Annotated in this window: 12 protein-coding genes; 7 read left to right on the plus strand and 5 right to left on the minus strand. The window is 40.2% G+C overall.

Translation table 11 applies throughout. The features are described 5' to 3' along the window. Positions 1-84: 84 nt before the first annotated feature. Genes IRJ18_RS06795 through IRJ18_RS06805 form a run of 3 tightly spaced genes read right to left on the minus strand, consistent with a single transcriptional unit; the run spans position 85 to position 2,462 of the window. Positions 85-747 carry a YdeI/OmpD-associated family protein gene (locus tag IRJ18_RS06795; protein ID WP_194105435.1) on the minus strand — a complete coding sequence of 221 codons (663 nt, stop codon included), beginning with the start codon at positions 745-747 and terminating at the stop codon, positions 85-87. Positions 748-754: 7 nt separating this feature from the next. Then, complete coding sequence (locus tag IRJ18_RS06800; protein ID WP_194105436.1) at positions 755-1,288, minus strand: RNA methyltransferase; 534 nt, start codon at positions 1,286-1,288, stop codon at positions 755-757. After that, positions 1,281-2,462, minus strand: a complete 1,182-nt coding sequence (locus IRJ18_RS06805) for a galactokinase (RefSeq protein ID WP_194105437.1) — start codon at positions 2,460-2,462, stop codon at positions 1,281-1,283. Before IRJ18_RS06805 ends, IRJ18_RS06800 begins: the two co-directional genes overlap by 8 nt. 118 nt (positions 2,463-2,580) lie before the next feature. Here IRJ18_RS06805 and IRJ18_RS06810 point away from each other — a divergent pair, with 118 nt between their 5' ends. Next, positions 2,581-2,871 (plus strand): YciI family protein, encoded by a 291-nt coding sequence (locus tag IRJ18_RS06810; protein WP_194105438.1) that lies wholly within the window; start codon positions 2,581-2,583, stop codon positions 2,869-2,871. 130 nt (positions 2,872-3,001) lie between these two features. Here the strand turns inward: IRJ18_RS06810 and IRJ18_RS06815 are convergent, their stop codons facing one another. Then, positions 3,002-3,733, minus strand: coding sequence for a hypothetical protein (locus IRJ18_RS06815; protein ID WP_194105439.1), 732 nt, complete (start codon positions 3,731-3,733; stop codon positions 3,002-3,004). 148 nt (positions 3,734-3,881) lie between these two features. Then, positions 3,882-4,616, minus strand: a complete 735-nt coding sequence (locus IRJ18_RS06820) for a hypothetical protein (RefSeq protein WP_194105440.1) — start codon at positions 4,614-4,616, stop codon at positions 3,882-3,884. Positions 4,617-4,882: 266 nt separating this feature from the next. On the opposite strand from IRJ18_RS06820, the gene IRJ18_RS06825 reads away from it, so the two are divergent. From IRJ18_RS06825 to clpX, 6 genes are all read left to right on the plus strand, one after another. Further along, positions 4,883-5,581 (plus strand): toxin-antitoxin system YwqK family antitoxin, encoded by a 699-nt coding sequence (locus IRJ18_RS06825; protein ID WP_194105441.1) that lies wholly within the window; start codon positions 4,883-4,885, stop codon positions 5,579-5,581. Between the two features lie 110 nt (positions 5,582-5,691). Further along, positions 5,692-7,401 carry a gliding motility-associated C-terminal domain-containing protein gene (locus IRJ18_RS06830; protein WP_194105442.1) on the plus strand — a complete coding sequence of 570 codons (1,710 nt, stop codon included), beginning with the start codon at positions 5,692-5,694 and terminating at the stop codon, positions 7,399-7,401. A gap of 105 nt (positions 7,402-7,506) precedes the next feature. Beyond that, positions 7,507-9,096: a gliding motility-associated C-terminal domain-containing protein gene (locus tag IRJ18_RS06835; RefSeq protein ID WP_194105443.1), complete on the plus strand. Its 1,590-nt coding sequence runs from the start codon at positions 7,507-7,509 to the stop codon at positions 9,094-9,096. Between the two features lie 144 nt (positions 9,097-9,240). Further along, on the plus strand, positions 9,241-10,590 hold the full coding sequence (gene tig, locus IRJ18_RS06840; RefSeq protein ID WP_194105444.1) for a trigger factor: 1,350 nt from the start codon (positions 9,241-9,243) through the stop codon (positions 10,588-10,590). 211 nt (positions 10,591-10,801) lie between these two features. Continuing rightward, complete coding sequence (locus IRJ18_RS06845) at positions 10,802-11,515, plus strand: ATP-dependent Clp protease proteolytic subunit (protein WP_194105445.1); 714 nt, start codon at positions 10,802-10,804, stop codon at positions 11,513-11,515. A 98-nt stretch (positions 11,516-11,613) separates the two neighbouring features. Beyond that, complete coding sequence (clpX, locus tag IRJ18_RS06850) at positions 11,614-12,855, plus strand: ATP-dependent Clp protease ATP-binding subunit ClpX (RefSeq protein ID WP_194105446.1); 1,242 nt, start codon at positions 11,614-11,616, stop codon at positions 12,853-12,855. Positions 12,856-12,863 lie beyond the last annotated feature (8 nt).

Genomic DNA, 12,863 nt, shown 5'->3' on the forward strand with positions numbered 1-12,863 from the left:
GAGGAGAAATCTTCTACATAAAGCCGGCTGCATGTAGAAGATTTCTCCCGATGGTCGAAATGACATTATTTTTAGGGTTTGTACTTACTTATCCGACGGGTTCTTTTTACCTGCTACCAGCTTCTCTACCATTTTAGACAGTCGCTCGGTTTTTGTTTTTTCTTGTTTTGCGGTAAGTATCCATAGCACATACTCTTTGCGGTTTGAATAGGACAGGGCCTGGTAGGCATTCATGGCCGCCGGTGTTTGTTGGAATGCTGCGGCTATTTCAGGCGGTAGGGTAATTTGTTTGTTAGCTACGTCGATATATTGAGAGTAATCGTTTTTGGATATCTCCTCGTTACGGGTATCCGATTTTTTAGAGAATGCAACAGGGCGAAAGCGCAGGGCTGTCCAGGTTTCGTTTACGGCAGCAGCAGCCACGCCGGTTAAGCCATATTTGCCCAGTTCGTCCCAGCTACTCATCATTTCCAGGTCAGTAGATATTTTCGAATTTTTCTTGGGGTAAATTACCCAAAAAGTGGCATCTCCTTTTAAAACAGGGGTAACTACTTTCAGGCTTTCGTTTAGTTCAGCACTGTTATGAACAAATAACTGCACGCCGGTAAAATCGCCGCCATCAATAGCGAAAGATGTAGTTACTCCGTCAGGGAGCGGCTCCAATAATTCTAAATAATTAGCAGGGGCGTTGTACAATAACCAGCGACTGCCGGGTTTCATTTGCAGTTTTTTGGCAAGGGCGTTCATGCTGAATCTATTTTAGATTCAATTTTACATAAAAATCCCATAAAACAATACCTGCCGATACCACAATATTAAAAGAATGCTTGGTGCCGAATTGGGGTATTTCTATACAGGTATCGGCTATTGCCATTACGTCATCGCCCACGCCGTTAACTTCATTGCCAAATATCAGCGCATATTTTTTTGTCGCATCTGGGGAAAAAGTATCCAGCATGGTGCTGTTCTCGGCCTGTTCAATAGCGATGATCTGATATCCCTCGGCGCGCAGCTTTTCAACAGCTTGTATCGTATCGGTAAAGTAAGTCCAGTCTACCGATTGTGTGGCGCCCAGGGCTGTTTTTTCAATTTCCCGGTGTGGTGGCTGACCGGTTATCCCGCACAAACAAATTTGGCCGACAGCAAAACCATCAGAGGTGCGAAAGATAGAACCTACGTTATGCATACTGCGCACGTTATCCATCACCACAGCGACCGGCAGTTTTTGCGCCGCTTTAAATTCGGGGATAGTAGCGCGATTAAGTTCGTCTAATTTCAGTTTACGCATGCGCGGGAACATCCTTTAAAACTCCCACGCCATCGCCAATTAACGAACTGTAAACTGATGGCGCATAACCTATCTTATCCAAATAGTACGCCGATAGTTCCTTACTGAATTGTTCAAACGCGGCGCCTTTTACCAACGCAATTGCGCAGCCGCCAAAGCCCGCACCCGTCATACGCGCGCCTGCTACGTTTTTATTGGTTTTACTGTATTCAACCACTGCGTCTAATTCTTTACCGCTCACTTCGTAAAGTTTACGCAACGAATCGTGCGAGGCGTACATCAGTCGGCCAAATTCGGCTAGGTTATTTTGCGACAGGGCAGCTGCAGCCAATTTCACCCGGTCGTTCTCTTCAACCACGTGCTGTGCACGCTTTAATACAATAGGGTTGGTAATTAAATGCTTGTACTGGTTAAAGGTAGGGGTATCAATATCGCAAAGGTTTTTAATGTCCAGTTGCTGCTGTAAAGCTTTAAGCGCGTCACCGCACTCCTGTACCCGTTCGTTATATTTAGATTCAGCCAGTCGGCGCAGTTTGTTGGTATTAATAATGGCCAGTACATAATCGCCCAGGTTACTGTCTACGGCTTTATAATCCAGCGTTTCGCAGTTCAGCATCAGCGCTTTGTTCTCTTCGCCAAAGGTTACCGCAAATTGGTCCATAATACCGCTGGCCAGGCCAATAAAATTATTTTCAACCGATTTGGAAAGCTTCACCATATCAAGCTTAGTGTATCCGGTATTGAAAAGTTGGTTTAAAGAAAAGCAGGTAACAACTTCAATGGAAGCTGAAGAAGACAAGCCCGAACCAATAGGGATATTACCGTAATAAAGCATATCTAAGCCGCCCAATTGATGGCCATCTTTTAAAAAATGATGAATGACGCCTATAGGATAATTATGCCAGCCAGTACCTTCTTTTTCATAGCTTTTTTTAAGCGGAATAGTGTACTCGTCTTCAAAATTTAAGCTTTTGAAGCGAAATACACCATCATTATTGGGAGATACCAACAGATAAGTGCCAAAGGTGATAGCGCATGGCATTACCAGGCCGCCGTTGTAATCGATATGTTCACCTATCAGGTTAACCCGTCCGGGCGAAAAAAATGCATTATCTGCAGGTTTATTATACTGTTTTTGGAAGGCTGCGTGCAGCTTCTCACTAATATTTAGCATTGTACTTGGTGTAAAAAACAAATATTGTAAAAAATACACTTATTCGGTATTTTTTATTTGAAAATAAAACGAATTATTGTTTACACTTGTTTAATAATTAGATTAAATACAACAAATTATGAACCAGTACCTGATTACAGCCTACGATTTTACCGATGCCGAAGCACTTAACCGTCGCATGGCTGTGCGGCCGCACCATTTAGACGCGGCAAGGGAATTAAAATTCCAGGATCATTTTATTTTAGGCGGCGCTATACTGAATGATGAAGGCCACATGATCGGCTCGACCATGATTATGCAATTTGAGAATGAAGAGCAACTGGAAGCCTGGAAACAAAACGAGCCCTATATTACACAAGGCGTATGGGAAACCGTGGATGTAAAACCGTTTAAGGTAGCGGTAGTATAAGGCCGAAAGGATTTCGAATTTCGAAAGTTCGATTTCGGAATGATAAAAAAAGCCCGATGCGATTTCGCATCGGGCTTTTTCGTTTCTGTCGTCATCCTTCGCTGCTGCTCAGAATGATGTGATGTGAATGTTACTTCTTAGTGATATCGCCGGTTAGCAGATCAACAATGTATGCAGCGCCGTTTAATGTAACAGTAGCTTTACCGTCGCCACTAAAGGTAGCTGTACCTGTAAAGTTAATAGCTGCTTTTTTGCTGGTGGTTCCGGTTACTGTAACAGTGGCTGTACCGCCGGTAACAAGCTTGGTTGTTTTGCTAATCGTCAAATTAGTAATTACCAGGGTAACCGTGGTAGTGCCAGTATTTTTACTTTCAACTTTTGATGTAAAGGTGCCTGTGCGTTTGTACTCACCATTAATAACATACGCTGTTGCATTTTGTGTAAGCCCTGCAACCCTAAAGGTAGCTGTACCATCGTTGGTTGCAGTTAAGCGCGGGCCGTCAAATGTACCTTTATCAGTTGCCGTACCAGTTATGTTATCAGGCTGGTTATTGGCATTACAATTCATGGTGTAGGTATAGCTGAAAACATTGCTATAGGTTGGTGTCGTACCCGTTGCACTTTGATGCGTGTAACTATAACTTCTTGAAGCCCCGCAAGCAAGGCCGGTATCAAAAATAGTTTGTGCATTTAGGGTAATATCTCCCGTAGCAACAACTAAGCCGCCTGAATTTGTTGATAACGAAGTTGCTACTATGTTAGCAGCTTCGGTGGCGGTTACATCCACGCTGGTGTCATTTGATTTTTGGCAGGCCCCTAAAGCAAGCAAAAACAAAAAAACAGGGGTTTTGAATTTTTTCATGAGTTAACGGTTTATAATGTTTAAAATTAGTAATATAAAAGTAGGTATTAATTTAATTATTAAAAATATTAATAAATGGAGTGATGATTAAATTATATCAATAACCGTTATTAATTCAGATGTGTTTTTATCATTATCATAAATATTATTAAACCGACGATATTTCTGCTGTAACAAGGTTTATAGTATAATTAGCGCCTTCCAGTATTAAAGTAGCCGTATTAGTATTACTAAAAACCAGCGTGCCGCTATAAGTAAATGTGTTTTTGTTTTTAACCGTTCCCGATACAGTAACATTTGCTGTGCCGCTTACAATACTGCGCGATGATTTATTTACCAACAGTGCGCTAATATCTATATATACGGTATTGTTACCCGAAAGCTGCGTTTCATCAATAGTTTGAAAAGTACCGGCTAATTGATAATTGCCTGTAAGTGTATAGTTTATAATGCTTCCAGATAAAGGTGATATGTTTATTGCAGAGACAACTTTATTAATTGAAGTGAGGTTATTGGCATCAAAACTGCCATTGGAAATAATATTACTGGTTAAATTATCCTGTATATTATTATTGCAGTTTACCGTATAATAATAGCCCAGCGCATAATTGTAATTTATGGTAGATGTAGCAGTTTCCTGGCGGGCTAATGCAAACGAATCTATAACACCACAGCCCTTGCCGTTGTTGGTTACACCTTTGGCATACACTATCACATCATTTTTCAGATTAATAAAACCATTTGCATTTACAGCAAGTGCGGTAGCAACCATAGTGGCTGCCTCGGTGTTAGTGATATTTGTAGTTTTGACAACTTTCTCTTTTTTGCAGCCGAAACAAAAAATAGCAAATACGATACATAGGAAGGGTAAGGTATGTTTCATAGTGATTGGTTGATGTATCGTTATGATTAATAAAAATTAAAATGGTTTAATTATTTATTAATATTTATACGATAAACAAATCATTTTGTTTGAAATAGAAGGGAATATCTTGAGCTGGGATAATTCTATGTATCGGCGAGACTTACGACCCGTGTATCAGTTTCTTAATAAACTACTTAACGTAAGTAATTTTCAGCAAGTTCAATTTATAATTTATATGGAAGATTGATTATATTTATCAATTATTAACTAATTAACTGATTGAAATGAAAGTAATTCTACTTTTCCTGTCGTGCTTTATTGCTTTGGGCGCCAATGCCCAGGATACAATAAAGAAAAGCAAATCCGTTGGCAAATTCGATGAGCAATTTATGGTGTTAAAATCAGATAAAAATATTCGCCAGGGTAGTTACAAACTGTTTGCAGAGAAAAAAATAGTTGCCAGTGGCAACTATGAAAAAGGCAAAAAGGTGGGGATATGGAGTTTTTATGATAATGACGTACTTGAACAACAGTATGATTATACCAACAATAAATTGATATCCGAAGTGCCTCAAAAAAATATTGTGTGTGAGATAGATGATGCACAATCTGGCGATGTTATAAAAAAGGCGGTAATAGTGGGCGGTTATAACGGGTTTAAATTTATGGTAGCCAGTGCTAAGTTTGATGAAGAGGCTTTGGGCAGTGGCATTAATAAATTAACGCATGTTGTTTCCCTTGATGCTAATGGCAAAATAACATCCTGGTCAGCCTCGGTAACTAATAATGACGGCGTAAAGATCATCCACCCTGATTATAGTGTATTACCGGACGATGCAGCCCTGTTTTTGCCGGCTACTTTAAACGGTCAAAAAACAGCATGTACAGTTACTATACGGATGATGCAGGCGGGTGAAAGTAATGACATTGCCGTACCTGAAGGTATTAAAGTTCACACTGGAAAAAAGAAAGGTAAATCTTAATTTTAAAGTTGCCGCCTGTATAGCGATAAATATCATTTAAACATAGGTATAACAGTATTACCCAAAGGTAGCCTCTTTATTCGGGTTGTTATAGCATCATACGGTTGCATATGAAAAAGTATGGTTTATTAGTAATTGTCTTTTTCGTGGTGATAGCAGGCCTGAGCATGAAATCAGGAGAGTTGGAAGCAAAAATAATGAAGCCGGTTAACAAGCATATTTTTGATTGCCCACAGTTAGATGATAGCCATAAAATTGTCACCGCCAGCGATTGCAAGGGGGGGACAGGTGCAATTACCGGTATACAAGGTACCGGAACAGGTAACCTGGTATATACCTGGTATGATAGTACTGGTAAGGCGGTTGGCTCGCAACCCGATTTAACAGATGTGCCAGCCGGGCAATACCGGTTGGTTTTAAAAGATGAGAGCAAGTGCCCGGCTGCGTCGTTAACATTTATAATACCTGAATTAAACCCAATTATAATTGATAATAGCACAACAATAATAACTACCCCAGCCTGTAATACAGCCAATGGCAGCATTACTAACATCACGGTAAAAAATGCAACAGGTTACCAGTGGCTAAACAGCAGCTATACCGTGGTGGCAAGCACTAAAGATTTGTTAAACGCTGCCCCTGGAGATTATATATTTACAGCCTCTAATACAGCAGGTTGTTTCAAACAATCCAAATACACTATCGGGAGCGATAATTTGGCGCCCACACTTGTTAGCTACAGTATAGGCCCGGCTGATTGCGGGCCATCAGGTTTATTTCATGCAACATTTGATATGAAACCGGGTGATCCTCTATATCAGTACAGTATTTCTGATACCAATGGCAAAGAAGTGTTTGCCGGTGGTTTGGCCTACTCACCACAGGATTCGACACGAATAACAATAGACGCCAAATCACCACCTTTACCTGGTTTACGGGCTGGTACTTATACATTAGCAACAGTAGGGCCAAGCGGATGCGTTATGACTTTACTGAAGTTCACCATTGAGCATCCAGAATATAAGATTGACGTTAGCAAAATGGTTATTAAACCCAATGTGTGCGGTAAAAATACCGGAACAATAGTAAACATTGGGGTCACCGGTGGCCCTGCCCCGCTATCAAGACTTATAGACCCGAACCCCAATCATGGGTATTTTTGGAAGGATAGTACAGGCAAGCAATTATCTTTTAAAGGGAATTATTTAGCCGGAGTTCCGTCAGCGTGGTATACTGTTTATGCAGTGAATTATGATGGCTGCGTGAGTGCCAGCGCACGCATATTTATGCCGGATAGCGTATCGGCTGCATCTGCACCGGTTTTAGATGATATTAAATTGTGCCTGCCTGCAAAGGTTGCACTTAGTGTAAAAAATCAGGATGTTGATGCACATTATTATTTATATGATGCCGACAAGAATTTAATTGACAGTGCCAAAACCGGTTATTTTATACATCAGGTAAACGAAACCAGCACTTTTTATGTTGGCGCGGTAAACGGCATTTGTGTTAGTCCACTGGGAAAGATCACTGTTAAAGTAGTTAACCCCGGCGTAAGTTTCCCCAATACTTTTACACCTAATAATGATGGTATTAATGATGTGTGGAATATAACAGGGTTAGACCAATATCCCGGAACAGAGGTATCAGTGTTTGATCGTACAGGCAGCCGTGTTTACCATGCTATCAATTATACCCAGCCCTTTGATGGTAGACTGAACGGGGCAAATTTACCTGCAGGTGCATACTATTATATTATCGACACCAAAAAGCCAGGCTGTCAAAACGGGATAACAGGAAATATAACATTGATCAGGTAGGCGGCTATGAGGATAAGGGCATTAATATTGATTTTAGTTTTTTTGTTGGCGTTAAAGCAATTTGTACTTAGCGCTGATCATTGCAAAACGTACGGGTATTTACGGATGGAAACGGGTTTCAGTTTTGATTGCCCGCAATTAGACTATAGCAAAATGATCGTCACACCCAGCGATTGTAAAGGAGGTACCGGTGCTATTACCGGTATACAGGGTACCGGAACTGGTACCCTTGTTTATACCTGGTATGATAGTAGTAATGCGGTTGTTGGTTCGGCCCCCGATCTTACAGACGTACCAGCCGGTACTTATAAGTTAACTTTAAAAGATGATTCGAAATGCCCCGCTGCTGTATTAAATGTTACTATTGTAGAATTAAATCCTATAGTTATAGATAATACCACTACAGTAATTTCTTCGCCGGCGTGTAATGTTATAAATGGAAGTATAACAAACATTACAATTAAAAACGCAACAAGTTACCTTTGGATAGATACAACAGATAATAGCACTATAGCCAACACAAAAGATTTGTTAAATGTTAATGCGGGCACTTATAAGCTAATTGCATCTAACAACGGTGGGTGTTTCAGGCAGTCAACTTATACCATACCACTGGGCCCTTCCGCACCTGTTATGACCGCGTATAGCATAACGAATTCTGATTGTAAAGGCACAGGGATGTTCCAGGCAACATTTGATATGAAATCAAATTCTCCAGGGTATCAATATTCTTTAACCACCCCTACGGGAAAGGAAGTTAACAGCGGAGGGATTTTTTATTCACCGGTTGACAGTACAAGGATTAAAATTACCGATCTATTGCCCGGCAATTATATCATTAGGACGGCGGGGAGCGACGGCTGTGTTACAAAATTACTATCCTTTACTATAGGTATAAATGATTTTAAGGTTGATACAAGGGAGGTGGTTATACATACCGACATATGCGGCAGGGCGGTAGGTACCATTACCGGTTTAAAATTTACCGGAGGGCCGCCGCCATCTGTTTTTGCACCACCCGGTACAGGTAATTTCTGGTTTGATAATAATGGTAACAGGGTACCTCAGGGTTTAACTTATTTAGCCGGTGTAGCTGCCGGAAAATATACTTATTATGGTATAAATGCGAATGGCTGCAAAACACAAACAGTTACATTCATAATTCCTGATAGTGTATCAGCGGCATCCGCCCCTGTATTGGATGATATGAAAATATGCTTACCTGCTAATGTAGCCTTAAGTGTTAAAAACCAGGATAAAGATGCATACTATTATCTGTATGATGATGAAAAGAACTTGATAGATAGTGCAAAAACAGGGTATTTTACGCGTAAAATAAATGAAACCAGTACCTATTATATTGGCGCGGTAAACGGCATTTGTATAAGCCCATTGGGGAAGGTAGTGATAATGGTAGTTAATCCCGGCGTTAGTTTTCCGAATGCATTTACACCCAATAATGACGGCATTAACGATACCTGGAACATTATAGGGCTTGATCAATATCCAGGTACAGAGGTATCAGTGTTTGATCGCACAGGCAGCCGCGTTTATCATGCTATTAATTATGCTCAGCCCTTTAACGGTAAACTGAACGGTGTTAATTTACCTGCAGGTACATACTATTATATTATAGATACTAAAAAACCAGGCTGTCAAAATGGGATAACCGGAAATTTAACCCTTATTAGGTAAATTTAGCAATGGTTGCAAATCGACATACAAATTAACTGCTCATCTAAAAAAATATTTATACCTTTGCGCCTCTAAAATTAGTGGTACAAGGTATATTTTTTACCATTGTTGTGCCTGTTATGTAATAATTACACCGCATAAAAGATGAACATCTCACAGGAAAAGAAGGACAACCTGAACGCAGTTATTAAGATCAATATCGACCCTGCCGATTATCAGCCACGTGTTGAAAAAGCAATTAAGGATCAGGCTAAAAAAGCAAAAATACCAGGTTTTCGTCCGGGTATGGTGCCTGCTGCGCATATTAAACGCATGTATGGTAAAAGCATTTTAGTTGACGAGATCAATAACCTGTTATCAGATACCCTGAATAATTACCTGAACGAGCAGCAACTGGAAGTATTAGGTCAACCACTGCCGCAAATGGATGACAGTAAAGAATATAATTGGGATTTTGCCGATAACTTCGAATTTAATTATGAAGTAGGCCTGGCGCCAGATTTTGCTATTGACTTTTCATCAAAAGATAAAGTAACACAATACGAAATTAAAGTTGATGACGAAACGTTAGATGCCCGTATTAAAAACCTGCGCAAAAGCTATGGCAAAATGTCAAATCCTGACGTATCGGCAGATGATGACGTGCTTTATGCTGAATTGAAACAACTTTCGCCAGATGGTTCTGTTTTTGAAGGAGGAATTGAGCATACAGGTTCTATCCGTTTAGACCAAGTGCAGGATGCGAAGGTTAAAAAATCACTGATCGGCCTGAAAAAAGGAGATGTGGTTACCCTGGACGTGCAGAAAGCTTACAATAAAGACGCGGCAAAAATTGCAGGTGTTTTAGGTATTGATGAGGAAACTGCCGCAGAGGTAAAATCAAATTTCAGCCTTACCGTTAAAAACGTTAACCGTTTAGACGAGGCGGATTTGAACCAGGAGTTCTTTGATAAATTATTTGGTGAAGGTGTTGTTACAGACGAAGCGGGTTTTAAAGCTAAGGTTACCGAAGAGATTGAAATGATGATGGCGCAGGATTCGGAACGCAAACTGCAAAACGACATTTATAATTATGCGGTTAACAAAATTAACTTTGAATTGCCTGATGAGTTTTTGAAACGCTGGTTAAAAGCAACTAACGAGAAAATAAGCGAAGAAGAGTTGGAAGGCGGTTACAACGATTTTGCAAAAAACCTGAAATGGACGCTGATCGGTAACAAGATCATGAAAGACAACGATATTAAAATTGAATATTCGGATGTTTTTGAAATGGCTAAAGCGCGTTTAGATGCACAATTTCGCATGTACAGCCCGCAGCCTTTAGCCGAAGATCAGTTAGCGCAATACACTGTTCAGTTTTTACAGAACAAGGAAAATGCTAACCGTATATTCGACGAAGTAAAAGGCGCTAAAGTGATCGATTACATTAAAAACGTAATTACTTTAGATAAGAAAGCAATTACGCATACCGAGTTTTCTAAGCTTTCAGCTTAAGTCGTAAAGTCAAAAGTTTAAAGACGAAAGTAATAAGGAGACTGAAGACTTTCGACTAAAGACTTCAAACTTAAAATTCACCAAAAAGCAACTCTCAACGGGTTGCTTTTTTTGTACAAATAATTTTACTTTAGGCAAACCTTATGCGTTATATCATATTCAACTAAAAACTATATTTACCGGGCTTAAAAACCCATAAAAAAACCACAAAATGGATAATATCAATAAAGACGAATTCAGAAAATACGCGGTAAAGCACCACCGCATTAACAGCCTTGCTGTAGATAAATTTATATCAACATTTGATAGGGGCAATATGCCACAAGGTATTATTACCGGCATGACGCCTTATGTGATTGAGGAACGCCCGATGCCTTACCAGGCAATAGATGTATTCTCGCGCTTAATGATCGACCGTATCATATTTTTAGGCGATGCTATCTACGAGAATATCGCTAACATTATACAGGCGCAGTTATTATTCCTTCAATCTACCGATTCAAAACGCGATATCCAGATCTATATCAACTCGCCGGGAGGTTCGGTTTATGCAGGTTTGGGTATTTACGATACCATGCAGTTTATATCAAATGATGTAGCTACTATTTGTACAGGTATGGCTGCCTCAATGGCTGCGGTATTATTATGTGCCGGCGCCGATGGTAAACGCGCCGCTTTGCCACACTCAAGGGTAATGATACACCAACCGATGGGTGGTGCGCAGGGCCAGGCATCAGATATCGAGATCACCGCGCGCGAGATCGCTAAACTGAAAAAAGAGCTATACGAGATCATTTCAAAACATAGCGGAACACCTTACGAGAAAGTTTGGGATGCATCCGACCGTGACCATTGGATGATTGCTGAAGAAGCAAAAGAATTTGGTATGGTTGATGAGATCTTACGCTCGAGCAGCGAAAAATAATTAAATAATATAAGTAATAAAGAGCAAATGAAACCATTTGCTCTTTATTATTGTATATTAATCAACATTTATATAAATTTGTTAAACACTATTTTAAGATGACAAAGAACAGCAAGGAAATCAGGTGCTCTTTTTGCGGTGCCGGTAAACAGGATTCCCTGATGCTGATAGCGGGGTTAGACGCGCATATCTGCGATAAATGCGTTAACCAGGCTAACGAGATTTTGGCGGAAGAGTTAAAGATACGCAAGGTGAAATCTTCGCCTTCCACACCTTCCATGTTAAAACCAGCCGAAATTAAATCGCATCTTGATCAATATGTTATTGGCCAGGATGATGCAAAAAAAATCCTTTCTGTAGCTGTATATAATCACTACAAACGTTTGAACCAGCGGGTTGAAAAAGACGATGTAGAGATAGAAAAATCGAACATTGTAATGGTGGGCGAAACCGGTACAGGTAAAACCCTACTTGCCAAAACTATAGCTAAAATATTGAACGTTCCGTTTTGCATTTGCGATGCTACTGTACTTACAGAAGCAGGTTATGTGGGCGAAGATGTTGAAAGTATATTAACCCGTTTACTGCAAAGCGCCGATTACGATGTAACCGCTGCCGAAAAAGGCATTGTTTATATTGATGAAGTTGATAAAATTGCCCGTAAAAGCGATAACGCCAGCATCACTCGCGACGTATCGGGCGAAGGTGTGCAACAGGCTTTACTGAAAATACTGGAAGGCACGATGGTAAACGTACCACCACAAGGCGGACGTAAGCACCCCGATCAGAAAATGATATCGGTTAATACCAGTAACATCCTGTTTATTTGCGGTGGCGCATTTGATGGTATCGATAAGAAGATAGCCAGCCGTTTGCGTACACAAACCGTTGGTTATCGTATGAAACGCGATGAAGGCGGCGATATTGACATAAAAAACCTGTACAAATACATCACTCCGCAGGATCTGAAATCATTTGGGTTAATCCCCGAATTAATAGGCCGCTTGCCCGTACTGACATATTTGAACCCCTTAGATAGGGAAGCCCTGCACAATATCCTTACCGAGCCTAAAAACTCGTTATTGAAACAGTACAAGAAACTATTTGAATATGAGGGTGTTAAGTTGGAATTTGAAGATGATGTGCTTGATTTTATTGTTGATAAAGCAATGGAGTTTAAATTAGGTGCCCGTGGCCTGCGCTCAATCTGCGAAGCAATAATGATAGATGCCATGTTCGAATTCCCAAGCAAAAAGGATATCAAGCGATTAGTAGTAACCTTAGATTATGCGCTGGACAAGTTTGAAAAATCAGATATTAAAAAATTAAAGGTAGCTTAATATAATAT

Source organism: Mucilaginibacter boryungensis (assembly GCF_015221995.1).
Lineage (GTDB): Bacteria > Bacteroidota > Bacteroidia > Sphingobacteriales > Sphingobacteriaceae > Mucilaginibacter > Mucilaginibacter boryungensis.

Bases quoted from the DNA above. Each gene is read 5' to 3' on its own strand.
- IRJ18_RS06795 (WP_194105435.1), bottom strand. From the start codon at position 747: ATGAACGCCCTTGCCAAAAAACTGCAAATGAAACCCGGCAGTCGCTGG.
- IRJ18_RS06800 (WP_194105436.1), bottom strand. From the start codon at position 1,288: ATGCGTAAACTGAAATTAGACGAACTTAATCGCGCTACTATCCCCGAA.
- IRJ18_RS06805 (WP_194105437.1), bottom strand. From the start codon at position 2,462: ATGCTAAATATTAGTGAGAAGCTGCACGCAGCCTTCCAAAAACAGTAT.
- IRJ18_RS06810 (WP_194105438.1), top strand. From the start codon at position 2,581: ATGAACCAGTACCTGATTACAGCCTACGATTTTACCGATGCCGAAGCA.
- IRJ18_RS06815 (WP_194105439.1), bottom strand. From the start codon at position 3,733: ATGAAAAAATTCAAAACCCCTGTTTTTTTGTTTTTGCTTGCTTTAGGG.
- IRJ18_RS06820 (WP_194105440.1), bottom strand. From the start codon at position 4,616: ATGAAACATACCTTACCCTTCCTATGTATCGTATTTGCTATTTTTTGT.
- IRJ18_RS06825 (WP_194105441.1), top strand. From the start codon at position 4,883: ATGAAAGTAATTCTACTTTTCCTGTCGTGCTTTATTGCTTTGGGCGCC.
- IRJ18_RS06830 (WP_194105442.1), top strand. From the start codon at position 5,692: ATGAAAAAGTATGGTTTATTAGTAATTGTCTTTTTCGTGGTGATAGCA.
- IRJ18_RS06835 (WP_194105443.1), top strand. From the start codon at position 7,507: ATGGAAACGGGTTTCAGTTTTGATTGCCCGCAATTAGACTATAGCAAA.
- tig (WP_194105444.1), top strand. From the start codon at position 9,241: ATGAACATCTCACAGGAAAAGAAGGACAACCTGAACGCAGTTATTAAG.
- IRJ18_RS06845 (WP_194105445.1), top strand. From the start codon at position 10,802: ATGGATAATATCAATAAAGACGAATTCAGAAAATACGCGGTAAAGCAC.
- clpX (WP_194105446.1), top strand. From the start codon at position 11,614: ATGACAAAGAACAGCAAGGAAATCAGGTGCTCTTTTTGCGGTGCCGGT.